We start from the raw sequence: 25189 nt of genomic DNA, 5'->3' as shown, positions 1-25189 counted from the left end.
ACCGCCACCGAACGTGGGTGCACGCGCCCGGGATGCGACGCGCCAGCGAGCCGCTCGGCTGTACACCACATCCGGGAATGGGCCGATGGTGGCGAAACGGACATCGAGAACCTGACCTTTGCCTGCGATGCATGCCACGCCCAGATCAACACCGGCCCGAACGGGTGGGAAACGGTTGTGATGGGCGAGGATTCGGAGAATCCGGGCAAGACCGGATGGATCCCACCACCACACATCGACCCAAGTCGTAGGCCGCGTGTGAACTTCCGTCACCACCCCCAAGTACCGGGTATCCCCGCACGATGGCGCTGTTAGCGGGCCTGCCCGGCCGCCATTCCCACCGCCGTTGTCCACTCTGCCTCTTCGGCTTTCCCCCGCCGAAGGGGCTCCCCGCGCGCCCAGACCCTGGCCCGCTCTTCACACCCGTGCGGCCGATGCGCCCACATGTACCAGTGTTCACGCCCGTGGCCGACGTAGCCCGAACCTGCACCCACCCCTGCGGCTTCCAGCGGGGTTCGAGAGAGCAGGCAAAGCAGATGCGACCGTGCTGGTCACCTCGCCTGCCGTACCCGACCTTCGGCTCCCCAACCGGGAGCATCCTCGCCCTCCCAGCCGGGCTGGCCGGCCGTGGGAACCTTCTCGAGACCCACAGACAAGACTCGTCATCAGCAGAATGAGGTTATGTCTATGGCGGCGGTGATAGTCGTGCCCGGCCCGGGGTTGGGAACTCGGCCACGCATCCGAGGGCTTCGATCCCGTTGATCGGCCCGGGAGGCTGGAACCGCAGTCGAGGCACCCAACCGGCTGCGGCTGGTACTCCGTTGTCCAGGCGTCCTTTCCCCGGTAGGTCTCCAAACCGCCGCCGAGGCACTCGACGTGTCCCCCGCCGGTACTCCGTTTTCTAGTTGTCTTTCCTGCGGTAGGTCTCTCAACCGCTGTCGAGGCTCCCGGAATGCCGTCGCTGGTACTCCGTTGTCCAGGCATCTCTCCCCAACCAGCACCCAACCGCCGCTGAGGTTCCCAACGTGCCCCCGTCGGTACAGGCAACTCGCAGACCGCAGCCACCACTCTCAACTCCCCACCCAATCCCCACTACTCCCGAACCACAAAGAAAACGGCCGGCGCCATCCGGTGCGGGGATGGCGCTGACCCGTCACCCTCACCGATCCCGATGCGCCACCAAATGCGCCAGCGCCGTCAAATCCCCCGTAGCGAGATCCGTAGGCAGCGCGTTCAATGCCGCCGCCAACGCCGCCCCAGCTCGGTCCAGCGTCTCCTGCCGACCCCCCGCCTCTTCGATGAGACTCGCCGCCCGAGCCGCCCGCGCGGCCGTAATCGGCTGCCGCGCAGCGTAAATCCGCCCCAGCTCCCGCCCCGCCGATGTATCCGAGGCCAGCGCACTGACCACCGGGAACGATTGCTTGCGACTGATGAGATCGCTGTGCGCGGGCTTTCCGGTCACCGCCGGATCACCCCAGATATCGATGACATCGTCCACCAGCTGAAACACCAGCCCGATTTCACAACCGAAGGTATGCATGGCCGACACCACGCGATGATCCGCTCCGGCGCACAATGCCCCCAGCGCACAGGCACATCCGAGCAGTGCCCCCGTCTTCCCCGATGCCATCTGCAGATATTCCGGCACGCTGATACTCGCCCGGGTGGCGAAGGCGCAGTCCTCGTACTGTCCCCGGCACAGCGTCATCGTGGCGCGCGCCAATCGAATAACAGCCTCGGCCGTCACCGGTTCGGGCACGCCGTCCGACAGCACTCCCAGCGCGAGGGCTTGCATGGCGTCTCCGAGCAGGGTGGCATTGGTTTCGCCCCACAGTCGCCAAATGGTTTGGCGGCCATGGCGGAAGGGATCGCCGTCCATCACATCGTCGTGCACGAGCGAGAAATTGTGCAGTAGCTCGACCGCGGTGGCGGCGTGTACCGAGTCCGCGATCGAACCGCCGCAGGCCGCGGCGGCGGCGAAGGTCAGGGCGGGGCGCAGCGCCTTGCCCTGCACTCCGTTGGTGATCTCGACGCCCTCGGCATCGCACCAGCCGAAGTGGTAGCCCGCCATCTGATCCAGCGGTTCGGCAAGCCCGCCCACCGCGGCTCGCAGGACCGGTTCGATCGCGATGCGCGCATCGGCGAGTTGCTTCCGGGCTATTCGCTCCACCGCGGATTGCCCGGCATCCGCCGTCCGCGGCCGCACATCGGTGTGGCCGGTCAGGGTGGCCACCGCGGGACGCGAGAGTCCCCACCGGCGTTTGGTCTCGCGGCGTTGTCCCACGGTGGAACTGTTCGGTTTCGACGCTCGCATGTTCGGCCCCGCTCACTCGGACACGGCCCCCGTAGCCACCCTGCGGTGAACGGGCGGCCATGCATGGAAGAAGCCCCATACTCCCACCGTCGGCGGAAAACGCGGGACCGCCTGCGGGTTTCAGTTCGGCAACAGCCCTCGCGGATAGGTCTCGGCTCGGCGGCAATCCGCACTCGAACCGTTCCCGCCAGCGCGTCGGCTCGGCGTGCCGACCTCGCAAACCGGCGAAGTTCGCCGAACCTGCGGTCATATCTTTCGCAAAGCACAAGATCATTGGGCTCGCTCGTCGTACGCTGCCCACCGATCGCAAGAGTCACGGCACGATTCGGAGGCCCCCATGCTGTCCCTGCAGGAGATATCGGACCGAATGGAGATAGTGGACCTCATGGTGCGCTACTCCCACGCGGTGGACACCCACCAGTGGGATTCGCTGGACGAGCTCTTCACCGCTGACGCCCACATCGACTACACCGCGATGGGCGGTCCCGCCGGAGATCTGGCCTCCACCAAGCAATTCCTGGCCTCCGTCATGCCGAATTTCACCGCCTTCCAGCACCTGGTCAGCAATTCCTCGATCCAGGTGGATGGAGACAGCGCGACCGCCCGCACCATGTGCCACAACCCGATGGTGGTGGCCGGTGCGGACGGTCATCAGCGCCTGATGCTGTGCGGACTCTGGTATCTGGATTCCTTCACCCGCGTGGACGGCGTCTGGCGGATCAGCCGGCGGGTCGAGGAAAAGTCCTATATGTTCGTCGCCCCGCCCGCGGATGCGGTCGTCACCAGCTGATCGAACAGGTCGCGGTAGCCGCGCAGCGCCTGCCGCAGTTCCTCGGTGTCGACCTCTCCCCCGCTGGACCAGCGGGTTTCGAGCTGCTGCAGACGCTGGGCGTAGCCATCGGTGAGGCGCTGCAGTGCCCCGGAGACGAGGTCGTCGGCGCGGGTGACCGCGTCACGCGGATCGTCGACGAACATGGTCTGGACTTCACGCCACTGTTCGCGCAGCTTGCCCGCGTCCTGGGCGCCGGGAATGGCGTTGCCGCCGTTGCCGGTTCCGGTGCGGTGGGCGTCACCCGCGTGCGGCTGCCGCGCGTCACCGGGCTGCTGGGCGCCGCGCTGCTGAACGCCGCCGGGCCGGTGCTCGCGATCGGATTCGGCCGCGTGCGCACCGGGTCCGGCGGGCTGCTTCTCGCCGGCGGTGGGCGCGTGCACGCTGCTCGCGGCGGGCCGGTGGGCGTCACCGGCGGTCTCCGACCCCGGCTGCCGGACGCCGGGGCCGGCTTCCCGAAGTTCGTTGCCGGTCACCGTGTTCGCGGGCTCGGCGGCGGGGCGCTCCCCGGCCTGCGCCGGGTTCTCGCCGTGCGGGCGCTCCCCGGCCGATTCCAGGCGTTCGGCTTCGGCGCGGGCGCGCTCGGCCTCGTGCCGCTTGTCATCGCGCGGGGACTGTTCGGTCTCGATGCCCGCCGCGGCGGCCTTCTTCGCACGGCCGGATTCGAAAATGCTCATGGTTCTCGCCTTACTTGTTGGGTGCGGTCTGACCGGCGCGATTGCCGTCCAGCACATCGACGAACAGTTCCCGGTAGTTCACGATCGCGGTGCGCATGTCCTCGGTCGAGGCCTGCCCGTTCGCGGCTCGTCCGGCGATTTCGTGCGCGGCGCGGAATTGCTCGAGCGGCGCGGCGTGCCGGACCGAGAGGTCGGCCAGTTGCTGCTGGAAGTCCTCGGTCGGATAGCCACGATCGGACATGACCGCCACCAGCAGTCGGTCGGCGTTGTCGAGCGAGCGCACCGGATCGTCGACGAACTGCTCCTGCACGTGCGCCCACTGCTGCCCGTAGCGGCGCTTCTCGTCCTCGTTCAGGTCGCGCAGTTCCAGCTGCCGGTGGCGCTTCTCGCGATCGGTCAGCTCCTGTTCGGCGGCGCGGCGATTCTGCGATTCCTGCACCACTCGGTCGTATTCCGAGCCGAATCGATCCTGTAATCGCCTGCGCCGCAACCACGGACGCACGGCTACTCCGATGGCGAGCAGTACCGCGAGCACCACCACTACGATGAGCACCGTCATTCCTGCACCCGACATCTGATCCTCCTCGTCGAGTTCGTCTCTGTGACGACGTAATGCCTCGACGAGCAGGTCTCAAACGTGCGGCGTTCGGGTCACTCGTGCAACAGGCCGGCGAGGAACCCGTTGGCGAAGACCCGATGCGGGTCGTGGCGATCCAGTGCGGAAACAGCGGTGTCCCAGGTGTTTCCGGTCTCCAGACCGGTGCGATAGGCGGTGGGGACGATCGTGTCGAGCACGCCGGGATCGGCCCAGGCGGCGGTGTCGCTGTAACCCCAGCCCTTGGACCATTCCGGCCGCACCTGGGCGTAGTCGCCCGCGTAGTTGGCCAGGACCCACTGTTCGGCACAGCGCGGGCCTCGGCGCGGCCGGTGCCGCGACTCCGGGCGCGCCCGTGAGGTCGATGAGTGGTCCGGAAACGACGACCGCCCCGGCCGTATCGGCCGGGGCGGGTCGTGAAGGTGGAACCGTCAGCGGCCGGGCAGGAACCGGATCGCGCGAGCGATGCCCATCAGCAGCGGCTGCCACTTCTCCTGCGAAACCAGTGGCGGCGCATCCAGATTCAGGAAGCGGGTGACCACCACGGTCTGCGATTCGGTGAACTTGAGCAGGCCGTCGGGACCGTGCCTGCGGCCGACGCCGGAGATGCCCATGCCGCCCATGGGCGCACCTGTGCTGCCCCAGGCCGGGGCGTACCCCTCGTCGACATTGACCGTGCCCGCGTGGATGCGGGCCGCGATGCGCTCGCCCTCGGCCTTGCTGCCCGCCCAGACGCTGGCGTTCAGGCCGTACTCGGTGTCGTTGGCGCGCGCGATGGCCTCCTCCACGTTCGCGACCGGGTAGATCGAGACCAGCGGGCCGAAGGTTTCGTTGCGGCCGCACTCCATGGCGTCGGTGACGTCGCTGAGCACGGTGGGCTCGTAGAACAGCGGGCCGAGATCGGGCCGGGCGTTGCCGCCGACCAGGACCTTCGCGCCCTTGGAGACCGCGTCGGCCACATGCTTGGAGACCGTTTCCAGCTGCGCTTCGGAGATGAGGCTGCCGACCGAGTTGGAGAAGTCGTAGGAGGCGCCGATGGTGGTGTTCTGCACCGCGGCCACGAATTTCTCCGTGAATTCCGCCGCGACCGAACGGTCCACGTACAGCCGCTCGATCGAGATGCACAGCTGGCCCGCGTTGGAGAAGCACGCGCGCACAGCCGCTTTGGCGGCCTTGTCGATGTTCGCGTCGGCGGTCACGATCATCGGGTTCTTGCCGCCCAGTTCGGCCGAGAAGCCGATGAGCCGGCGGCCACACTGTTCGGCCAGGGTGCGGCCGGTGGCAGAGGATCCGGTGAACATGAGGTAGTCGCACTGGTCGACGATGGCGGTGCCGACCACGGTGCCGGGTCCGGTCACCACCGCGAACAGATCGCGCGGCAGTCCGGCGCGCGCGAGCAGTTCGGCATTGGCCAGCGAGGAGTACGGGGTCTGGCTGTCCGGCTTGACCACCACGCCGTTACCGGCCAGCAGAGCCGGGATGGAGTCGCCGATCGAGAGCAGCATCGGGTAGTTCCAGGGCGCGATCACCCCGACGACTCCCTTGGGCACCGCGCGCACCGATGCCCGGTTCAGCACCGGGAAAGCGCCCGCCACCTTGTGCGCGTCGAGCAGGCCGGGCGCAACGCGGGCGAAGTACCGGGCCGCGAAGATCAGCCCCATGATCTCTTCCTGAGCGGCCCATCGCGCCTTGCCGGTCTCGGCCTGCACGACGTCCATCAGGTACTCGCGGTTCTTCACCACCAGTTCCCGGTACCGCTCGAAGACCGCGGCCCGCTCCTTGGCCGGCCGGGCGGCCCAGTCCGCCTGCGCGGCACGGGCTTTGCCCACGGCCGCCGTCACGTCGTCGGCGGTCCCGACCGGCACGCTGCCGAGCGTCTTCCCGGTGAAAACCTCGGTGATCGCACGGGTGTCACGGTCCTCGGTGGTGTCCACCGCCGCGAACGTCCGCAAACGCTCGAAGACTGCGGGTGACGGCACGGGCATCGTCGCCTCCTACTTACGGGTAACTATCAGATACACGCAAATCTACCCGCATGTGATTCGTCCGACTCCCCAGTCCACGATCCGGGCCGCTCGTATCGGCTTTCCGTCCGGAAATGTCGATGTGAGCGGGCTGTGCCCGGACGCGACCTCGAGCGGCGGTGCCGCCGGGCCACGCGGATCGGGCGTCCGAACGGGGGGCGCGAAGGGTTATCCGCGCGGTGAGCCCGACCCGGCGATGTCCGCGGAGGTCGGCGCGCGGCCCGACCCGGCGTCGGAGAGCGCGCGAGCCAGGCGTCCCGAGCCGGTGCCGAGTTCGGCGGCCAGGTCGGTGTCCAGCAGTGCCGAGCCCGAGGCGGCGATCGCGTCCGCCGGAACGGCGGGCGCCGCTTGGACATTGGCGGCCGCGCCGAACAGGAGCGGGACGGCGAGGGCGGTGGACGCGAGCGCGATCCGGTGTTTCATCGAGTACGTGCCTTCCTGTGCAAAGGGCCAACGGTAGGCAACTCGCGCGGAGCTGCAACGCCCATACTTTTCGCGGCAGCGGGTCCGGAATGGAACGGGACCCCGATGGCTAATCGCGCCAAACCTATGTATATTAGGAATTGTCCTAATTGTCCTAATTGTCCTAGGAAGAGGTGCTCATGTCGCCACGCGCCGGGCTCACCGCCGACCGCATCACCGCCGCGGCCGCCGAGCTCGCCGACGAGATCGGATTCGACAACGTGACGCTGGCCGCGGTGGCCAAGCGATTCGGGGTCAAGGACCCGAGCCTCTACGCGCACGTGCGGAACCTGCGCGATCTGCGCACCCGCGTCGCGCTGCTGGCCGCGGCGGAGATGACCGACCGCATCGGCGCCGCGGTCGCAGGGCGGGCGGGCCGGGACGCGCTCGTCGGGTTCGCCGACGCCTATCGGGGGTACGCCCTCGAGCATCCCGGTCGCTACGCCGCCACCCAGAGCCGACTCGAACTCGCCGACGTCGCCGACGCCCCCGGCTACCTGCGCAGTGTCGAGCTGACCGCCGCGATGCTGCGCGGTTACGACCTGGACGGCGATGCCCTCATCGACGCGGGCCGCCTGCTGCGCAGCACTTTTCACGGCTACGCCACCCTCGAGCTCGGCGGCGGCTTCAACCATTCGCGCGAGACCGACACCACGTGGCCGCGCATTCTCGACGCCCTGCATCACCTGCTGTCGCAGTGGCCCGAACAGGAGATCCCACAATGAAATCCGGCACCCTGCGCGTTCCCGGCGCGACCCTCTACTACGAAACGCGCGGCGCGGGACCGCTGCTGCTGTTCCTGCCGGGCGGTGGCGGTGACGCCGGAACCGTCGACCCCCTCGCCGAGGTGCTCGAACGGCATTTCACCGTCGTCTCCCTCGATCCCCGCGGCTACTCCCGCAGCGTGCTCGACGGCCCCCAGGTCACCCAGCGGGTCGAGGTGCAGAGCGCGGACGCACATCGACTCATCACCCACCTGACCGACGGGCCCGCGTACGTGGTGGGCGGCAGCGCCGGCGCGATCGTCGGACTGGACCTGCTCGCCCGCCATCCCGATCGCGTCCGCCACCTCGTCGCGCACGAGCCGCCGTGCTTCGCCGTACTGCCCGACGCCGCCGTGCACCACGAAATGATCGAGGAGGTCCACGCGCTGTTCCGCACCGACGGTCCCGCCGCCGCCTCGGTCCGCTTCCTCGCCGGGATCGGCAACGCGATGAAGCCCGCCCCCGTCGCCGCCGAACTGCCGCCCCGCGCGGCCGAGATGTGGACCCGGCTGGCGGCGAACGGTCCACTCATGATCGAGCACGAACTCCGCGAATTCACCTCCTACACCCCCGATTACGCGGCGCTGACCGCGCACCGTGACCGCCTGACCCTGGCGGTGGGCCGCGAGACCGCGCCCGCGCTCCCCTGCCGTCCCGCCGTCGAGATCGCGGCCCGGCTCGGTCTCGGGGTCGCCGAATTCCCGGGCGCGCACAACGGGATGCGCACCGAAGCAACCGAATTCGCCGATCGGCTCGTCACCGCCCTCGGCGGCTCCGTGCGCGCCTGAACCGGTGCTCGAGTGATGGCCGCCCCCGGATAACTGAGAGGTTTGTCTCCCAAGTGTTTTCGCGATTTGCGCCGGTGAGGGACACCGTCAAAGCTTGATCGGTTCAGTGTGTGAAGTAGCAGGGAGGGAATTTCTACCATGGCCACGACTCCTCCGAGGCAGCCGCACAGAGTTCGCGAGATCGACGTGGGTGCGGCGCCGGACCGGTTCGCGCGCGGATGGCACTGCCTGGGCCTGTCGGCGTCGTTCCGGGACGGGGAACCGCATTCGGTGCAGGCGTTCGGGACCAAGCTGGTGGTGTGGGCCGACAGCGCGGGTGAGCTGCGGGTGCTGGACGCGTACTGCCGTCACATGGGCGCGGACCTGTCCAAGGGCACGATCAAGGGTGACAACATCGCCTGCCCGTTCCACGACTGGCGCTGGAACGGCTCGGGCAAGTGCGCGGACATCCCGTACGCGCGGCGGGTGCCGCCGCTGGCGCGCACGCGGACCTGGACCACGCTCGAGCGCAACGGCCAGCTGTTCGTCTGGCACGACCACGAGGGCAATCAGCCGGCGCCCGAGGTCACCATCCCGGTGATCGAGGGCCCCTACGCGCAGGACGGCTCGTTCAACGCCGAATGGACGCCGTGGACCTGGAACTCGCTGCTCATCGAGGGCGCGCACTGCCGGGAGATCGTCGACAACATCGTCGACATGGCGCACTTCTTCTACATCCACTACGCGTTCCCGGTCTCGTTCAAGAACGTGTTCGAGGGTCACGTCGCCACCCAGCTGCTGAAGACCAAGCCGCGCACCGACATCGGCTCCGCGGCCGACTACGGTGACTCGCTGCTGATCTCGGAGGCGTCCTACTTCGGTCCCTCGTACATGATCAACCCCCTGAAGAACATGCTCGGCGGCTTCGAGATCGAGAGCGTGCTGATCAACTGCCACTACCCGGTCTCCAACGATTCGTTCGTGCTGCAGTGGGGCATGTCCCTGCACAAGCCCCAGGGGTTGCCCGACGACGCGGCCGAGATGCTGGTCGCGACCATGGAGGAGAGCATCAGCGCCGGATTCCTGCAGGACGTGGAGATCTGGAAGCACAAGTCCAAGATCGACAATCCGCTGCTGTGCGAGGACGACGGTCCGGTCTATCACCTGCGCCGCTGGTACGAGCAGTTCTATGTCGACGTGGCCGACATAGATCCGAAGGCCGTGCAGCGCTTGGAGTTCGAGGTCGACACCAGCAAGGCGAACCAGGCGTGGGAGGTCGAGGTGCAGGACAACCTGGCCCGCCGCGCGGCCGCGGTGGAGTCCGAGACCGACGCGGCGTCCGCCCCCGATGTCGAATCGGCAACCGCCGGGCACTGATTCGAGCCGGAAACACATCCAATTTGTCGCATTTGTACCGGCTTGAAAAGTGATGTGTAACTCTCCGGCCGCCGCCGACGAACAATCCCCCAGCAGTACCCCCGAATGACAACCGTCGAATTCGGCGTTCGGAAGGGATTGTTCCGATGACTCGTACCGCTCGACCGCGCTCCACCCCGTTCGGCGTCGCCGACCGCGACCTGTCCGCTCCGGCCTACATGATGAGGGTAGCCGGGCCGGACACGTCGACGCCGTCTCGGGTGCCGCGGATCCCGCCCGTCGTGGTGACCGGCCACGACCCCCGGGATCCGCGGGTGCGCGGCGCGGTCGGCCGGTGCGACATCGGGTTTCACGGCGGTCACGGGCGCGGCAGGGGGCGTTCCCGGCGACGGGACGCCCGCGCCCCGATGACCGTCCGGGCACGAGAGAACAGGTGACGGTGAAGCCGGCGCGCGAGCGAGGGGTCCGCGCGCCGGCTTTCGCCGTGGCACGACCGCGCCGATTCGGTATTTCCCCCACTGGAACATATATCGCACGCCGGGGCTTGCCGCAAGCCCCGGGCAACGGTCCATACTCGCAGGTCGAACCTAGGAGATGGGGTAATCGTGGCCGAAGAACTAGCCGTGAGTGTGGGGCCTTCCGCGATCGATATGGCCTTCGAGCGATTCGGCGACCCGGGCGATCCGCCGGTGCTGCTGATCATGGGCGGCGGGGCGCAGATGATCAATTGGCCCGAGGGCTTCTGCGGCGAATTGGTCTCGCGCGGACTGCATGTCATTCGATTCGACAATCGCGATGCCGGACGCTCCACTCACTTCCACGACGCGCCGCCCACCGACATCCGGGCGGCCATGGCCGGTGACCTGTCCGGCGCGGTCTACAGCCTGTCCGAGATGGCCGCCGACGCGGCCGGTCTCCTGGACGCGCTCGGCCTCGGCAGCGCGCACGTGGTCGGCGCGTCCATGGGCGGCATGATCGCCCAGACGATGGCGATCGAGGCGCGCGAGCGGGTGCGCTCGCTGACCGCCATCATGTCCACCACCGGCAATCCCGAGGTCGGGCGGACGAGTCCGGGCGCGTTCGGCCCCGGCGGGCCGCAGCCGGCCGATCGCGAGGGCTACATCGAATGGCAGGTGCGCGCCGCCCGCGCGTCGGCCTCGCCCGGTTTCGTCTTCGACGCCGCGGCTGTGGCCGAGCGGGCGGGCCGGACCTTCGATCGCGGTGTCGACTTCGAGGGCATGATGCGGCAGATGGTTGCCGTGCTGGCTTCCGGCGACCGCACCGCCCGGCTGGCCGAACTCGACATTCCGACCCTCGTGCTGCACGGCGCGGACGATCGAATCTTCGATGTGAGCGGTGGCCGGGCCATTGCCGACGCGATTCCGGGCGCGAAATTGGTGATCTTCGACGGGATGGCGCACAATCTGCCCCGCGAATTGTGGCCCGTATTCGCCGATCACATCGCCGAACTCGTCCGGCATGCGGACTTCGTTCCGATGGAGTGAGGCAAACCGCTCCCCCGCGCCGCGCCGCCCGGCTATTGTCTGGGCAACGGAAAATAAACGTGCATCACAGGTGGTGGCCCAGCTTTGGGTAGACCGTGGTTGAAAAAGATTCTGTCGCAACGGATTCGAGCACAGCTCCGCACTCGGCCCCCGCGCGGGGATATACCGGACGTTCGGTCCGACAGTCAAATCCCGTCCCGCCCAAAAGGACTCGTCCGGGCGGTACGGGTATTCGATGGCTACATTCGGGCAATGCGCAGCTGGCGGCTCGGTGTCCGCACCCGGATTTTGGCGATCGCCCTGGTTCCGAGTCTGGCGCTGGTGGTTATCGGGCTGGGCGCCGCGGGTGCGCTGGTGGATCGCTCCACCGACGCCCGCGAGTGGGCGCGCGAAATGCGCGAGGGCATCGCGCCCACCCGCGAACTCATCGAAGCGCTGCAGGAAGAACGCCGAATCACGCTCTGGCACATCGCGGGCGCCGCCACCGACGTGCGCGCCCTGACCACCGCTCGCCTGCGGCTGGACAGCGCCCTGCGCCAACTGGCGCCCGCGCAGTCGAAGCTGGCCGAACTCGGCCCCGACGCCATGGGCGCGAGCGTGGACGCCTTCACCGCGCTGGCCCCCGGACTCGTCACCCTGCGCGCGGGCGTCGACGCCGGCATCATCCCCGCCGAGGAGGCCTACGCCTTCTACAACCGCATGCCCGACCTCGTGCAGGCCGGGGTGCGCGTCGCCCAGGACTCGGCGCCCGATCCGGCCACCGCGCTCGAACTCGCCGAATCCCGCGAGGTACTGCGGAGTTTGGAGGCCATGAGCCGGGCCACCGCCCTCGGCGCGGCCCTCATCGACGCCGGCGCCGGCCTGACCCCGGATCTGGGCGCCGAATACGTCCGGCTCGTCGGCTACTACCGCACCCGTGTCGAGGGCCTGCGCGCCGACTCGGACGCCGACCAGGCCGCCGCCGCGGGCGCGCTGCTGGACAGCGACGCCTGGCGGTTGCTCGGAACGATGGAAACCGCCCTCGCGCAACGCGCCCTGCCCCGCACCGCTGTCGCCCCGCGGGCCGCCCTCCCGCTGAGCGCGGACGCCTGGCAGGCCGACGCCGAACGGGTCACCCTCGCCCTGGCCGAACTGTGGCAGTCGCAGAACACCGAGGCCCAGCGCCTGGCCGGCGACGCCGCCGCGGCCACCACCCGCAACTCCCTGTGGGCCGGTGCGGGCATACTCACCGTCGCCCTCGCCGCCATCCTGGTCGCGCTCGCGCTGGCCAATCGAATCATCGGGCGGCTGCGGCGACTTCGCGACCAGACCCTGTCGCTGGCCGACGATCACCTCGCCGACACCATGCGCAGGCTCGCCGCCGGGGAGACGCTCGACATCGAGGCACAGACCCCGGCGCTGAACTTCGGCGGCGACGAGATCGGTCAGGTCGCGGATGCCTTCCAGCACGCCCACGCCGCCGCCGTCACCGCCGCGATCACCGAATCACGCACCCGCGAAGGCGTGAAGGCCGTGTTCCTCAACATCGCGCATCGCAGCCAGGTGGTGGTGCACCGCCAGCTCGAGATCCTGGACGAGGCCGAATCCGAGCAGCAGGACCCCACCCTGCTGGACATCTTCTTCCGGCTCGATCACCTCGCCACCCGCGAACGCCGCAACGCCGAGAACCTGGTCATCCTCGCGGGCGGGCAGCCCGGGCGGCAGTGGCGAAACCCGGTACCGCTCATGGAGATCGTGCGCAGCGCGGCGGGCGAGACCGTCGAGTACAAGCGGGTGCGCACCGGCCGCCTGCCGGAGGTCTTCCTGAGCGGTGTCGCGGTGGGCGACCTCATTCACCTGCTCGCCGAACTGATCGACAACGCGACCTCGTTCTCCCCGCCGCAGTCCCAGGTCCGGATCACCGGCACCACCGTCGGGCGCGGGGTGACCCTCGAGATCGCCGACCAGGGCATGGGCATCGCCGATCCGGAGCTGGCGCAGGTGAACGCGCGGCTGGCCAGCCCGGCCCGCACCGCCGATTTCGGGCTCACCCTGCCGTCCGAGGACGCCCGGCTCGGGTTGTTCGTGGTCTCGCAACTCGCGGCCAGGCACGGTATCTCGGTGCGGCTCTCGGAATCGGACTACGGCGGCGTGCGCGCGATCGTGCTCGTGCCGGACTCCCTGATCGCCGGGCCGACCCCCGGCCCCGACTACAGCTCCGGGCAGCTACCGGTGCCGCGCCGGACCGAAAACGCCGTGGCCGAGTGGAATCCGGACGCCTCGGAGCACCCCACCCTGACCACCCTGCCCGCGATCGCCACGACCCCGCCGCCGGACCCCTCCGGCGGCCGCCCCGAGCTACCCAGGCGCCGCCGCCAGGAGCACCTCGCCCCCGAGCTGGCGCACGACCCCGCACCGGCGTTCGATCCGTGGTCCGCCCTCGCCGACCCCGCGCCCGAACGCACCCCCGAACAAGCCCGGGACCTGTTCTCCGCCATCGAGAACGGCACCCGGCAGGGTCGGCGCGCCGACCCCGGTCAACTCCCACCACTTCGACATGTTCAGGAAGGCGACGGTGACTACTTCCCCCGCCGGTGACCTCGGCTGGCTGCTCGACGATCTCGTCGACAAGCTCGCCGGGGTGCGCCACGCCGTGGTCCACTCGACCGACGGTCTGCTGCTGGGTCGTTCGGCGCTGATGACCAGGGAGGACGCCGAGCACTTCGCGGCGATGTCCTGCACCCTGTACGGACTCTCGCGCAGCGCCGGGCATCGTTTCGACGGCGGCGACGTCCGCCAGGCTGTCATCGAACTCGAACACGCCGTGCTGTTCGTGACCGCCGCGGGCAGCAACGCCTGCCTGGCCCTGCAGACCGGGGCCCAGGCCAATCTCGGCATGGTCGCCTACGAGATGAACCTGACCGTGCAGCGGGTCGGGGCCTTCCTCTCGACCACCGCGCGCCGTGGCGAAAACGGCTGAGGCCCATGGTCGACATGGGGTCCGTGCGGGCCGGTGAACCGACCGCGCAGCCGCTCGCGCAATCGGTGAAGATCCTCGTCGCGGGCGGTTTCGGGGTGGGCAAGACCACCATGGTCGCCGCCATCAGCGAGATTCCGCCGCTGCGCACCGAGGAGATCATCACCGAACGCTCCGCGGGCGTGGACGATCTGACCGGTGTGGAGGCCAAATCCACCACCACCGTCGCGCTGGACTTCGGGCGCATCACCATCGACGCGGGGCTGGTGCTGTACCTGTTCGGCACACCCGGGCAGGACCGCTTCTGGTTCCTGTGGGACGAACTCGCGCGCGGCGCCCTCGGCGCGGTGATCCTGGCCGACACCCGCCGCCTCGAAAACTCCTTCGCCGCCATCGATTTCTTCGAGCGGCGCGGGGTGGGGTTCGCGATCGGGGTGAACTGCTTCGACGACGCCCCGCGCTACGGGATCGACGAGGTGCGCGACGCGCTGGATCTGGACCCTGGTGTACCCATCGTCATGTGCGATGCGCGCGATCGGGATTCGTGCAAGCAGGTGCTCACCACGCTCACCGAATATCTCATCACGCAGGTTGCCCGCTGAGCCAGTTATGCTGAATCACACATAACATAGACAGTCAATCATGTTCCCGTTCAACGGGACCGGTGCGCAGTGGATCACACCCGTCCGTTACGTTGTGCCGATGTTCAGAGCGAGGCTCGGGGTCCGGACCCGTGTTCTCGCCATCGCACTGGTTCCCAGCCTCGCGCTGCTCGGAATCGGTGTGGGTGGCGCGGGATATTTGGTGGTAGAGGGAAAGAACGCGCGAGAATGGGCGGACGCACTCACCGCGGCCACTCCCCTCACCAAGGAACTCGTCACCTCGGTGCAGTTGGAACGCCAGCTCACCCTGGCCCAATTGGCCGGAAACGAAACGAATCCGCTCGATCTCACCGCCGCCCGCATGCGCCTGGACGACGCGCTCATCGGCATGGGCGCCACCACCAAGGACATGGAGGAGCTCGGACCCGACGCCGTCAAGGGTGACGTCGGCGGCTTCCGCACGCTGACCCGCACCCTGGCCGCGATCCGCACTCAGATCGACGGCAACGCCCTCCCGCTCGCCGACGCCTACCAGTTCTACGGCCACCTGCTCGACCTGATCTCCGTCGGCACCAAGGCGGTACAGAACTCCGCGCCCACCCCCGAGGTCGCCACCGAGACCGGCGAGACGCTGGAAATCGTCTCCGTCTCCGAAATGCTCTCGCGCTCGGCCTCGCTGGCCGAGGTGCTGCTCAACGAGGGCACGCTGGCGCCCGAGCTGGCGATCGAGTTCTCCCGCGTGGTCGGCGCCTATCGCGTCAATGTCGGCCTGCTCGCGGGCGACGACGGCAGCCAGGGCAACGCCGCGATTCAGGCCGTGGTCGGCAGCCCCGAGTGGCAGCGGCTGATCATGATGGAGAACGTGCTGCTGGCGCGCGCGCTCGATCCGCTGACCTCCGCGCCCGCGCGGCCCGGCAGCACCAATTCCATGGCGCCGCTGACGTTCACGCCCGAGGAGTGGCGCACCGCCGTCACCCAGGTCAACAAGACGCTGATCGAGCTGTGGGACGCCGAGAGCAAGCAGGCCCTGGGCATGGCCGCCGACGCCGCCGACCGCAGCGCGCGCAACTCCGCCCTCGCCGGCGGCGCCATGCTCGCGGTCTCGCTCTCGGCCTTCCTGGTCGCGCTGCTGCTGGCCAACCGAATCATCGGACGGCTCAAGCGGCTCCGCAACGAGACCTTCGCGCTCGCCGACGAGGGCCTGCCCGAGATCATGCGGCAGCTGCGTGAGGGCAAGGCCGTCGAGGTCTCGGCCGAGACCACCGAACTGGACTTCGGCCACGACGAAATCGGCCAGGTGGCCAAGGCGTTCAGCCACGCGCACAGCGCCGCCGTCGCCGCCGCCATCACCGAGGCCCGCACTCGCGAGGGCGTGAAGGCGGTCTTCCTCAACATCGCCCACCGCAGCCAGGTGGTGGTGCACCGCCAGCTCGAGATCCTTGACGAGGCCGAATCCAAGCAGGAGGATCCCGGCCTGCTCGAGATCTACTTCCGCCTCGATCACCTCGCCACCCGCGAACGCCGCAACGCCGAGAACCTCATCATTCTCGCGGGCGGTCAGCCCGGCCGGCAGTGGCGCAACCCCGTCGCGCTGGTCGAGGTGGTGCGCAGTGGCGTGGGCGAGGCGCTGGACTACACCCGCGTCAAGATCGCCCGCCTGCCCGATGTCGCAGTCGCCGGCGGCGCCGTCGCCGACATCGTCCACCTGCTCGCCGAACTCGTCGACAACGCCGCGCACTTCTCGCCGCCGCAGTCCCAGGTCGAGGTTCGCGGCAACGTGGTCGGCAAGGGCATCGCCATCGAGATCGTCGACCAGGGCATGGGCATGCCCGAGGCCGAGATGACCCGCGTCAACGACATGCTGCGCAACCCACCGGATTTCGGCGTCAACACGCTGTCCGAGGATTCGCGCCTGGGCATGTTCGTGGTCGCCCAGCTCGCGGTCCGCAACGGCATCTCGGTGCGACTGACCGAATCCGACTACGGCGGCGTGCGCGCCATCGTGCTGGTGCCCTCCTCGCTCACCGTCTCGGCCCGCACCGGCGAGATCCCGGTGGTGCCCAGGCAATTCGACACCTCCCAGCAGCTGGAGCCGGTTCGCGTGGAGAGCGCGCGCCTGGTCGAGGCGCCCCGCGAACTCGAGCCCGGCCCGGCCCCGGAATTCGCCCCCGAACAGCGGGTTCCCGAGCAGCAGCTCTCGTTCGAGACCCCGCCCCGGCCCTTCGAACCGTTCGCCGAACCCAATGCGGCGCGGCCGCAGCCGGATTCGGATTCGGCCTACCGGCCTCGCGAACGTGATCGCTCCCAGTACACTGGCTCGGACGTCCGGCCCGCGCTACCGCGTAGGCGCCGGCAGGCAAGTCTCGCACCGGAATTGGCGCAGGAGACCCCGTCCACCGAGACGGAATCTCAGCCCACCCGCACGGCCGAGCAGGCCCGAGACCTTTTCTCCGCCATCGAAAACGGAACCAGGCAGGGCCGCCGGGCCGATCCCGGTGTGGTCGAGCCGACGTTCAATCCATTCCAGGACCGACAGGAAGGCGACGGTGACCACCTCAAACGCTGGTGATCTCAACTGGCTACTCGATGATCTGGTGGATCGGCTCGCAGGCGTGCGGCACGCGGTGGTGCACTCCACCGACGGCCTGCTGCTCGGGCGCTCCTCCGCCATGAGCCGTGAGGACGCCGAACACTTCGGCGCCATGTCCTCGACCCTGTACGGCCTCGCCCGCAGCGCGGGCAGCCGATTCGACGGCGGCGGCGTGCGCCAGGCCGTCATCGAACTCGATCGCGCCGTGCTGTTCGTGACCGCGGCGGGCAGCCACGCCTGCCTCGCCCTGCAGGCCACCGAACAGGCGAACCTGGGCATGGTCGCCTACGAGATGAACCTGACCGTCCAGCGCGTCGGCAACTACCTGTCCACCACACCGCGCCACCACCTGGCCGGACAGGTCAACCCCAGGCTGTCATGATGGCCAGGCCGGGGGATCACTGGTTCGACGAAGCTGCAGGTCCGTTGGTACGCCCCTACGCCAGGACCGGCGGTCGAACCATGGGCGCGGGGCACGATCTCGACATGCTGACGGTGGTCGTGGTACCCAATACCGCACCGCCGCTGCGCCGAGTCGAGCCGGAGTACAACGACATCGTTCGGTTGTGCCGGCTTCCGCTCTCGGTGGCCGAGGTATCGGCCGCCATCAGATTGCCACTGGCTGTGACCAAGATCCTCGTCGGCGACCTCATCACCGACGGCATCCTCAAATTCCGCGCGCCGGTCTCCGCGGAGGCGGCTCCCGGCGACCTCAACATTCTGCGAGCTGTTCTCGATGGCATCCGAAAGCTTTGACAATTCCCGGCCCCTGGCCGCCTCGGTGAAGATCCTCATCGCGGGTGGCTTCGGCGTCGGCAAGACGACCATGGTCGGCGCGATCAGCGAGATCGCGCCGCTGCGTACCGAAGAACTGATCACCGAACTCTCCGCGGGCGTGGACGATCTGCGCGGCGTGGAGGGCAAGACCACCACCACGGTGGCCCTGGACTTCGGTCGCATCACGATCGACCCGAGTCTGGTGCTGTACCTGTTCGGCACCCCCGGACAGGACCGCTTCTGGTTCCTGTGGGACGAACTCGCCCGCGGCGCCCTGGGCGCGGTGGTGCTGGCCGACACCCGGCGGCTCGAGGGCTCCTTCGCGGCGATCGACTTCTTCGAACGGCGCGGCGTGTCCTTCACCGTCGCGGTGAACTGCTTCGAGGGGGCCCCGCTCTACACCCCCGTCGAGGTCCGCGACGCCCTCGACCTCGACGAGCGGATTCCGGTGCTGCTGTGCGACGCCCGCGATCGCGCCTCCTGCAAGAACGTGCTCATGACCCTGGTCGAGTACCTGATCAACAAGGCCGCCGCGGCGCCGGGCGGCCAATTGATCACCCCCTGACCGGATCTCACCGGTCACCGCACGAACGCGTCGCGCCCGCCCCGGCTTCGGGGGCGGGCGCGATTCGCGTTGCGGGCCGACTCGGGCCGCCGGAGGCGCACCCGACGCCGGCTCAGTTCGGTTTCACCTCGGCGAAGTCGCTGATCCAGCGGTGCGGGGGACGCGGCGGGTTGGGCTCCCCCGGCCGGGCCACACCGATCGCGGACCAGCCCGCCGCCACGGCGGCGTCGAGCTCGTCGGGATGATCGGACAGGAACAGAATGCGCTGCGCCGGAACACCGATCGCGCCCGCGATCTTCTCGTACGAGGCCGCCTCGCGCTTGGGCCCGGCGGTGCTCAGATCGAAATGACCGCTGATGAGCGGGGACAGGTCGCCGCCGCGCGCGAACTCGAACCAATCTCGCTGATTGCGCACCGAACCCGACGAGTACACGTAGAGCGTGAAACCGGCGGCCCGCCACTCCCGCAGGGCCGGGGGCACATCGGGGAAGAACTCCCCGAACAGCGCGCCCGAACGGAAGCCCTCGGCGCAGATGATGCCCTGCGCGGTCTTGAGCGACTCGGCCTTCACATCGGTGTTGAGCCAGTCGATGAGAATGGCCGCCACCCGCGCGGGGTCGGCATCGGGTTCCCCGGCCTGCGCGCGAGCGCCCGCGATCACGGGATCGGCCGCGCCGCCGGCGTTCTCGGCCAGCCAGCCCGGGAGCCGGGTGCGGGTGTAGCCGTACAGCTCCTCGCGCACCGAACTGGTCGGGCTCGTGGTGCCCTCGATATCGACGACGATGGCCTCGATGGATCGACTCTCGCTCACGCGGTGAGCAATTCGTCGAGGGTCGGGAAGCCGCCGGAGATCTTGTCACCGGTGAAGTCGCCGATCCAGCCGTCCTCTTCCTCGAAGAAGCGCACGGCCACGAACTCGGGCTCGGTGCCCATGTCGAACCAGTGCAGCGTGCCGGCGGGCACCGACACCAGATCGCCCGCGGTGCAGACCGTCGCCAGCACCTCATCGCCCAGGTGCAGGTAGAAGCACCCCTGCCCGGCGGCGAAGAAACGCACCTCGTCCTCGGCGTGCCGGTGTTCGTCCAGGAACTTGCCGCGCGCGCCCGCGGCCTTAGCGGGCCACTCCGGATCGGCGGCGTCGGGGTGGATGCGGGCCACGTCGATGAACTTGTAGCGGCCGTCGGCGTTGAGTTCGGCGATGCGCCCGGCGTATTCGGCCTCGATCTCCGCGGTCGGGGTGGCGCCGGTGATCTCGAGCAGCGGCCAGCGCTCGAAAACGATGCCGCGCTTTCCGAGTTCGGCCGCGATCACCGCGTCGTCGTCGGTGCGGAGCTTGACGTCGGCGGCATCCTTGTCGGACATGATCTGTAGCAGTGTCATTGCGGTTCCTCCTCGGAACTAATTCTCGCGCACCGAGATCTCACGGCGTCCGGTCAACGTGGTCAATTCACACATGGCTTCCAGGCACTCGGCGCGATCACGCGCCTGCGCCAGGCTCGAGCCCCAGGCCGTGATGCCGTGCCCGGCGATGAACAGCACCGGCGGCGCGTCCGGGTGCTCGATCAGGTACTTCTCGATGTCCGCGCCGATCAGGGGCACGTCCGCGTGATTCGGGAACACCGGGATGTCGATCAGGTCCGGGCGGTCGCCGCCCAAACCCTTGATCAGCTCGTACCCGGCGAAGCGCACCGGCTGCGGAATGGCGGCCGATGCGATCACCGACAGCGCGGTCGCGTGCGGCGGGTGCACGTGCACCACGGCCAGCGCCTCGGTGGTGCGGTACACCGCGGTGTGAATGCTGGTCTCGGCCGACGGCTTTCGCGCTCCCGCGTGCACCGGCCGCGAATCGGCGATGCCGACGGTGACCGTATCGTCCTCGGTCAGTTCGCCTTTGGACAGCCCGCTGGCGGTGACCACCGCGTGCTCGGCCTGGCGCACGGAGATGTTGCCCGCGGTGCCCGGCATCCAGCCGTTGGCGTACAGGCCGCGCGCGATGGCGGCGATGCCGTGGCTGCTGGCCCACGGGCCGGATTCGCCGGCCGGAACGGCCAGTACCTCGCCGATGTCATCGCTGTTGTCGGGGTGGTCGTAGTCCGCGACCCAGCGGGCTTCGAGTTTCGCGCTCAGGCTCTCCTCGGGCGCGCCGATGCCGCGCAGCTGCTCGGCCAGTTCGGCGACGACCTGCGCGGCGGTGAAGACGCCCTCGGGCTCGCGTTCGGCGCCCAGCACGCCGTTCTCGGTGACCACGGCGGTGACCAGGTCGGGCGGGGTGACGTCGAAGGCGGGGTTGAAGGTGGCGGTGCCCTCGGGAGCCGTTGTCACGCCGCCGAATCCGGTGACCTCGGCGGCGGCGCGCTGCTCGACCACGATCTCGGCGCCCGTCGCGGTGTCGAGATCGCGGGTGGATTCGGGGGCGACCACGATGAACGGGATCCCGTGCCGCTGCGCCGCGATGGCCAGCATGTAGGTGCCGATCTTGTTCGCGACCGAACCGTCGGCGGTGATGCGATCCGCGCCGACCAGCACCGCGTCCACGCCCTCGGTGGCCATGGCCCAGGCCGCGGCCGAATCGATGGTGAGCCGGTGCGGGATACCGGCTTCGGCCATTTCCCACGCGGTCAGGCGCGCGCCCTGCAGCAGCGGTCTGGTCTCGTCCACGATGACCTCGGCGAGCGCGCCGCGCTCGTGCAGGACACGCAGCGCGCCGATGGCGGTGCCCACCGCGGTGGTAGCCAGCCGGCCGGTGTTGCAGTGCGTGAGCACGCGCAGCGGACGGTCACCGCACAGCCGCTGCACCAGGTCCGCGGCATGCGTGGCCGCCGCGAGGTTCACCCGCCCGTCCTCGGCCAGCATCTCGAGGGCCTCGTCGAGCACGGCCTGCGTCCCCTCGGACAGCTGGGCCAGCGCGCGCTTCACACCCCAGGCGAGGTTGACCGCGGTCGGCCGGGCAGCGGCGATCCGCGCGGCCTCGGCCTCGATCCGCGCGATGTCCGCGACCCCGTCGACGGTGGCGGCCCGCGCCGCGATCACCACACCGAACGCCCCCGACACCCCGATGGCGGGCGCCCCGCGAATCGCCAGCGAGGTGATCGCGTCGATGAGGTCGTCGACCGTCGTGATCCGCAGCTCCCGCAGTTCGTGCGGCAGCGCCCGCTGGTCGATGGTGACCAGGGCACCGTCGACCCACGCGATCGAACTCTCATCCATCTATGTCTGTCCTCTGGGCTGGGGGAACGTCGGACGCGCCCGGCTCACCGGACGCGTGCCGGGAACCATGATGGGCGCACGCCAACCGTATCGAACCTGGATCGCCGCGTGACCGGCAGGTTTCGGATCACCGGAATCCGAATAGGGCGACGCGGACACGGTTCCGGGCCTGGTCGATGAGATTCACACGCTGCCATGTCGCAGACCGCGCACATACCCAAGTACTCTTTCGGTATGGCGAGAGAGCGTCGCACCCGAAAGATCACCGTGACGATGCCCGAAGAGGTCGCCGCCACGCTGGACGAGTGGCGCAGTAAGGGCCGGATCGAATCGGTGTCGGCCTTCGTCGCGGAATCGGTGAAAGTTCGTGTCGATCGGGCCCAGTCGCTGGCCCGCATCGAGCAGGTCTTCGGCGGGCGACCACCCCTGGATCTGATCAACAAGGCGCGGGCCGTGCAGGGCCTGCCCCCGTTATCTGAGGAGGATGCCACCGGCGACCATGCCGGCGCGGCATGACCTCCGCGGGATCGACACTGGGCGGCGTCGTCTTCGACACGGCCGCCCTGACGGCGTGGGCGCATCGCGTCGCCTACGTGCAGTCGGTGGTGTGGGCCACCGCCGACGCGGGCCACACGATCATCATTCCGGCCACGGCGCTGGCGGCCGCGCGGGCGCTCATCGCGCCGGGGCGGCTCGACATCCTCACCGTGCTGCTGGATCTGCCGAACACGGTCATCCAGCCCCTGGATCGGGGCGCGAGTGATCACCTCGGCGCGGCACTGGCCGATCGGCCGGATGCCGACGCGCTCATACCGGCCGGACACGCGACCATCGAAGCGGTGAGCCGGGATTGGCCCTGCCTGACCGATCGCCCGGACACGCTCCGCAAACTCGACCCGCGGATCCAGACCGACACCCTGCCCTGAGCCGGGACACGGGCGTCGCCGATCGCCATGGCGGCCACGCGACTTCGCTCGGGCTCAGCGCGCGAACTCGCCGTGCATCTGCGTGGCGATGTGCGTCGCGTCCAGATCCGCCAGCGCCTCGGACAGGATGTCCGCGTCGAACGTGCCGTTGTCACGGGCGTCGAGCAGGGCCGTGCGCTGGGCGGCCAGCACCGCCAGCCGCTGCTTCTTGGCCGCGTCGAACGCCTCCCGGCTCGGCGGCCGATCGCCGAATTTCGGTACGGGCGGGACGGATTCGGCACTGGTCCGCAGCAGCTTCATGATCTCGGCCGTCTGCGCCGCGGTCTGCTCGGCGGCCTCGGCCTCATCGGCCCGGGTGCCGAGGCGGTCCAGCAGCGGGCCGATGGTGCCGCCCTGCAGCAGCAGCGAGATGATCGCCACCGCGAAGGCGATCAGCACCAGCGTCGATCGGTACGGGGTGTCCTCGGGCAGCGTCTGGGCCGCGGCCACGGTGACCGCGCCGCGCATGCCCGCCCACACCACGGCGACGCCTTCGCGCCAGCCGAGCTGTTCGCGCAGCAGGTAGTCGATGTCGGCGAGCCCGCGGGTGACGCGCAGCGAGAAACGCTCGAGATCGTGCGGCGAGCCCCGCCGCCGGCGGAAGGCGTGCATCTTGCCGAACGCCGCGTCCTTGCCCTCGGGGGTCTCCAGGCGCTCCTGCCAGTCCTGCAGGATCGGCTGCAGCTTCTCGTTGCGATGGGACCAGCGCTGCAGCAGGCCCAGCAGCGGCGCGACATACGCGGCCCGGATCACGATGGTGAGGGCCAGCGCGCCGAGCGCGATGAGCAGGGTCGCCCCGACACCCGCGTGGTCGTCCTGCACGTGGGTGACGATCTCCTTGATCTGCACGCCCATGGTCAGGAACACCGCGCCCTCGAGCACCAGTTCGACCGCCCGCCAGTTCTGGGTGTCCGAGAGCCTGGTCTCGGGTGAAAGCACCCGGGGCGCACTGATTCCGGTGATCAGGCCCGCGACCACGGCGGCCACCAGACCCGAGCCGCCGAGCAGTTCGGCGGGCACCGACGCCACGAACGGCACGGTGAACGACAGCACCGTGTTGACGGTCGGATCGGTCACCCGCCGCCGGATCGCCAGATCGATACGCCCGACCGCGACGCCGACGACGACCGCGACCACCACCGAATAGACGAACGTGCCGAGCGCGCCCCAGAACGCGAACCCGGCGGCGGTCGCGACGATCGCGGTGCGCAGCAGCACCAGCGCGGTCGCGTCGTTGAGCAGACTCTCCCCGTCCAGGATCGTCACGACCCGGGTGGACACCGGGGTCTTCTTGATGATCGAGGTGGCGACCGCGTCGGTCGGGCTGATGATCGCGCCCAGCGCCACGCCCCAGGCGAATCCCAGGTCCGGGATCACCAGCATGAAGAACACCCCGAGCAACAGCGCACTCGCCACGACCAGCAGCACCGACAACCCGCCGATCGCCCCGAAGTCCCGCCGGAAGTTCATGGCCGGCATGGACACCGCCGACGAGTACAGCAGCGGCGGCAGCACCCCCTGCAGAATCCACTCCGGGTCGACGTGGGTGTCCGCGAACACCGGCAGGAAACTCGCCGCGATCCCCACCGCGACGAGCACGAGCGGCGCGGCCACTCCCAGCTTCGGCCCCAGCACCGCCGACCCGGCGATGGCCAGCACCGCCAGCACGGCCAAGAACAGAAACTCGATCATGTGGCGCTCCCGGGTGTTCGTGCGACGGGCTCGGCGAGAGATCTTCGGCAACGGTGCGACGGCAGCGGTTCCACCCTACAAACCGGCCCCCGCTCATCCCCCGCCGCGGCGCGCCGAAGGCCTTTGCCACGCCGCTGCCCGGATACTCGACTGCCGACTGCCGACTGCCGACTGCCGACTGCCGACTGCCGACTGCCGACCGGTCGAGCCGGTCACGACCGTCCGCAGTACGCGCCGATAGTGCTGCGGCGCAGGTCGAGTCGTCGCGGGCTGCAGGGAACGACGCGCGACGACTCTCGCGTCCGGCGATCACCTCTGACCTGCAGATTCTCCGCGCCCGGTGTCGATGATGATGTGCGGGGCGGCTGCCGACGGCGTTGCAGTGAGGTAGAGCCATCGCGTCGGTGCCGGTACGGCGAGGCTCGATCTGCGGGCGGATCCATGCGGAAATCGATGGGTCGCGCAACGCGGCGCGCTGGTGTGCCGGTGCGCCAACGATCGAGAGCGTCGTCGATCACGTT

Annotated in this window: 25 protein-coding genes; 15 read left to right on the top strand and 10 right to left on the bottom strand. The window is 69.2% G+C overall.

Going from position 1 to position 25189, the window contains the following annotated elements:
• Positions 1–315: HNH endonuclease signature motif containing protein (locus tag ACWDOP_RS06845; protein ID WP_456344279.1), on the top strand; the 315-nt coding region annotated here is incomplete at its 5' end.
• An 844-nt stretch (positions 316–1159) separates the two neighbouring features.
• Here ACWDOP_RS06845 and ACWDOP_RS06840 read toward each other — a convergent pair.
• Entirely contained in the window at positions 1160–2233 is a 1074-nt protein-coding gene (locus tag ACWDOP_RS06840; protein ID WP_456344278.1) for a polyprenyl synthetase family protein, read from the bottom strand.
• A gap of 418 nt (positions 2234–2651) precedes the next feature.
• On the opposite strand from ACWDOP_RS06840, the gene ACWDOP_RS06835 reads away from it, so the two are divergent.
• Positions 2652–3104: a nuclear transport factor 2 family protein gene (locus tag ACWDOP_RS06835; protein WP_454208425.1), complete on the top strand. Its 453-nt coding sequence runs from the start codon at positions 2652–2654 to the stop codon at positions 3102–3104.
• On the opposite strand, the gene ACWDOP_RS06830 is transcribed toward ACWDOP_RS06835, so the two are convergent.
• The 5 genes from ACWDOP_RS06830 to ACWDOP_RS06810 form a co-directional block, all read right to left on the bottom strand.
• Positions 3059–3820, bottom strand: a complete 762-nt coding sequence (locus ACWDOP_RS06830) for a hypothetical protein (RefSeq protein ID WP_456344277.1) — start codon at positions 3818–3820, stop codon at positions 3059–3061. The genes ACWDOP_RS06835 and ACWDOP_RS06830 overlap by 46 nt on opposite strands.
• 10 nt (positions 3821–3830) lie before the next feature.
• On the bottom strand, positions 3831–4394 hold the full coding sequence (locus tag ACWDOP_RS06825) for a hypothetical protein (RefSeq protein ID WP_454208429.1): 564 nt from the start codon (positions 4392–4394) through the stop codon (positions 3831–3833).
• Positions 4395–4471: 77 nt separating this feature from the next.
• On the bottom strand, positions 4472–4816 hold the full coding sequence (locus ACWDOP_RS06820; protein ID WP_456344292.1) for a cholesterol oxidase substrate-binding domain-containing protein: 345 nt from the start codon (positions 4814–4816) through the stop codon (positions 4472–4474).
• Between the two features lie 30 nt (positions 4817–4846).
• A complete protein-coding gene (locus ACWDOP_RS06815) occupies positions 4847–6400 on the bottom strand; it encodes a succinic semialdehyde dehydrogenase (protein WP_456344276.1) in 1554 nt (517 codons plus the stop codon).
• Between the two features lie 207 nt (positions 6401–6607).
• Positions 6608–6862, bottom strand: coding sequence for a hypothetical protein (locus ACWDOP_RS06810; RefSeq protein ID WP_456344275.1), 255 nt, complete (start codon positions 6860–6862; stop codon positions 6608–6610).
• 179 nt (positions 6863–7041) lie between these two features.
• On the opposite strand from ACWDOP_RS06810, the gene ACWDOP_RS06805 reads away from it, so the two are divergent.
• The 11 genes from ACWDOP_RS06805 to ACWDOP_RS06755 all read left to right on the top strand — a co-directional run bounded on the left by ACWDOP_RS06805 (position 7042) and on the right by ACWDOP_RS06755 (position 18804).
• Complete coding sequence (locus tag ACWDOP_RS06805; protein ID WP_456344274.1) at positions 7042–7626, top strand: TetR/AcrR family transcriptional regulator; 585 nt, start codon at positions 7042–7044, stop codon at positions 7624–7626.
• Positions 7623–8453 (top strand): alpha/beta hydrolase, encoded by an 831-nt coding sequence (locus ACWDOP_RS06800; RefSeq protein WP_456344273.1) that lies wholly within the window; start codon positions 7623–7625, stop codon positions 8451–8453. The genes ACWDOP_RS06805 and ACWDOP_RS06800 overlap by 4 nt, the downstream gene beginning before the upstream one ends.
• A 138-nt stretch (positions 8454–8591) precedes the next feature.
• Positions 8592–9809: a Rieske 2Fe-2S domain-containing protein gene (locus ACWDOP_RS06795; protein WP_456344272.1), complete on the top strand. Its 1218-nt coding sequence runs from the start codon at positions 8592–8594 to the stop codon at positions 9807–9809.
• A 605-nt stretch (positions 9810–10414) separates the two neighbouring features.
• A complete protein-coding gene (locus tag ACWDOP_RS06790; protein ID WP_456344271.1) occupies positions 10415–11314 on the top strand; it encodes an alpha/beta fold hydrolase in 900 nt (299 codons plus the stop codon).
• A 252-nt stretch (positions 11315–11566) separates the two neighbouring features.
• Positions 11567–13891 carry a sensor histidine kinase gene (locus ACWDOP_RS06785; RefSeq protein WP_456344270.1) on the top strand — a complete coding sequence of 775 codons (2325 nt, stop codon included), beginning with the start codon at positions 11567–11569 and terminating at the stop codon, positions 13889–13891.
• The gene (locus tag ACWDOP_RS06780) at positions 13869–14273 is read left to right on the top strand and encodes a roadblock/LC7 domain-containing protein (RefSeq protein ID WP_454208441.1); all 405 of its coding nucleotides are present in this window, start codon (positions 13869–13871) and stop codon (positions 14271–14273) included. The genes ACWDOP_RS06785 and ACWDOP_RS06780 overlap by 23 nt, the downstream gene beginning before the upstream one ends.
• A gap of 5 nt (positions 14274–14278) precedes the next feature.
• Positions 14279–14872, top strand: coding sequence for a GTP-binding protein (locus ACWDOP_RS06775; protein ID WP_456344269.1), 594 nt, complete (start codon positions 14279–14281; stop codon positions 14870–14872).
• 100 nt (positions 14873–14972) lie between these two features.
• Positions 14973–17441, top strand: coding sequence for a nitrate- and nitrite sensing domain-containing protein (locus ACWDOP_RS06770; RefSeq protein WP_456344268.1), 2469 nt, complete (start codon positions 14973–14975; stop codon positions 17439–17441).
• Positions 17419–17844: a roadblock/LC7 domain-containing protein gene (locus ACWDOP_RS06765; RefSeq protein ID WP_354988472.1), complete on the top strand. Its 426-nt coding sequence runs from the start codon at positions 17419–17421 to the stop codon at positions 17842–17844. The genes ACWDOP_RS06770 and ACWDOP_RS06765 overlap by 23 nt, the downstream gene beginning before the upstream one ends.
• Positions 17844–18218 (top strand): DUF742 domain-containing protein, encoded by a 375-nt coding sequence (locus tag ACWDOP_RS06760; RefSeq protein ID WP_454208445.1) that lies wholly within the window; start codon positions 17844–17846, stop codon positions 18216–18218. Before ACWDOP_RS06765 ends, ACWDOP_RS06760 begins: the two co-directional genes overlap by 1 nt.
• On the top strand, positions 18199–18804 hold the full coding sequence (locus ACWDOP_RS06755) for a GTP-binding protein (RefSeq protein ID WP_454208446.1): 606 nt from the start codon (positions 18199–18201) through the stop codon (positions 18802–18804). The genes ACWDOP_RS06760 and ACWDOP_RS06755 overlap by 20 nt, the downstream gene beginning before the upstream one ends.
• A gap of 112 nt (positions 18805–18916) precedes the next feature.
• Here ACWDOP_RS06755 and mtnC read toward each other — a convergent pair whose 3' ends face one another.
• The 3 genes from mtnC to mtnA are packed head-to-tail and all read right to left on the bottom strand — an operon-like array spanning position 18917 to position 22011.
• On the bottom strand, positions 18917–19615 hold the full coding sequence (gene mtnC, locus ACWDOP_RS06750; RefSeq protein WP_456344267.1) for an acireductone synthase: 699 nt from the start codon (positions 19613–19615) through the stop codon (positions 18917–18919).
• Positions 19612–20184 carry a 1,2-dihydroxy-3-keto-5-methylthiopentene dioxygenase gene (locus tag ACWDOP_RS06745; protein WP_454208448.1) on the bottom strand — a complete coding sequence of 191 codons (573 nt, stop codon included), beginning with the start codon at positions 20182–20184 and terminating at the stop codon, positions 19612–19614. Before ACWDOP_RS06745 ends, mtnC begins: the two co-directional genes overlap by 4 nt.
• 18 nt (positions 20185–20202) lie before the next feature.
• Positions 20203–22011, bottom strand: coding sequence for an S-methyl-5-thioribose-1-phosphate isomerase (mtnA, locus tag ACWDOP_RS06740; protein ID WP_456344266.1), 1809 nt, complete (start codon positions 22009–22011; stop codon positions 20203–20205).
• Between the two features lie 234 nt (positions 22012–22245).
• On the opposite strand from mtnA, the gene ACWDOP_RS06735 reads away from it, so the two are divergent.
• Both ACWDOP_RS06735 and ACWDOP_RS06730 read left to right on the top strand, forming a co-directional pair.
• Positions 22246–22527, top strand: a complete 282-nt coding sequence (locus ACWDOP_RS06735) for a hypothetical protein (RefSeq protein ID WP_454208450.1) — start codon at positions 22246–22248, stop codon at positions 22525–22527.
• Positions 22524–22937: a hypothetical protein gene (locus tag ACWDOP_RS06730; protein WP_354988466.1), complete on the top strand. Its 414-nt coding sequence runs from the start codon at positions 22524–22526 to the stop codon at positions 22935–22937. The genes ACWDOP_RS06735 and ACWDOP_RS06730 overlap by 4 nt, the downstream gene beginning before the upstream one ends.
• A 54-nt stretch (positions 22938–22991) precedes the next feature.
• On the opposite strand, the gene ACWDOP_RS06725 is transcribed toward ACWDOP_RS06730, so the two are convergent.
• On the bottom strand, positions 22992–24668 hold the full coding sequence (locus ACWDOP_RS06725; RefSeq protein WP_456344265.1) for a cation:proton antiporter: 1677 nt from the start codon (positions 24666–24668) through the stop codon (positions 22992–22994).
• Positions 24669–25189 lie beyond the last annotated feature (521 nt).

Source organism: Nocardia sp. NPDC003693, assembly GCF_053981095.1.
The sequence above is the reverse complement of the archived record's forward strand: the minus strand, read 5'-3'. Positions and strand labels throughout refer to the sequence as shown.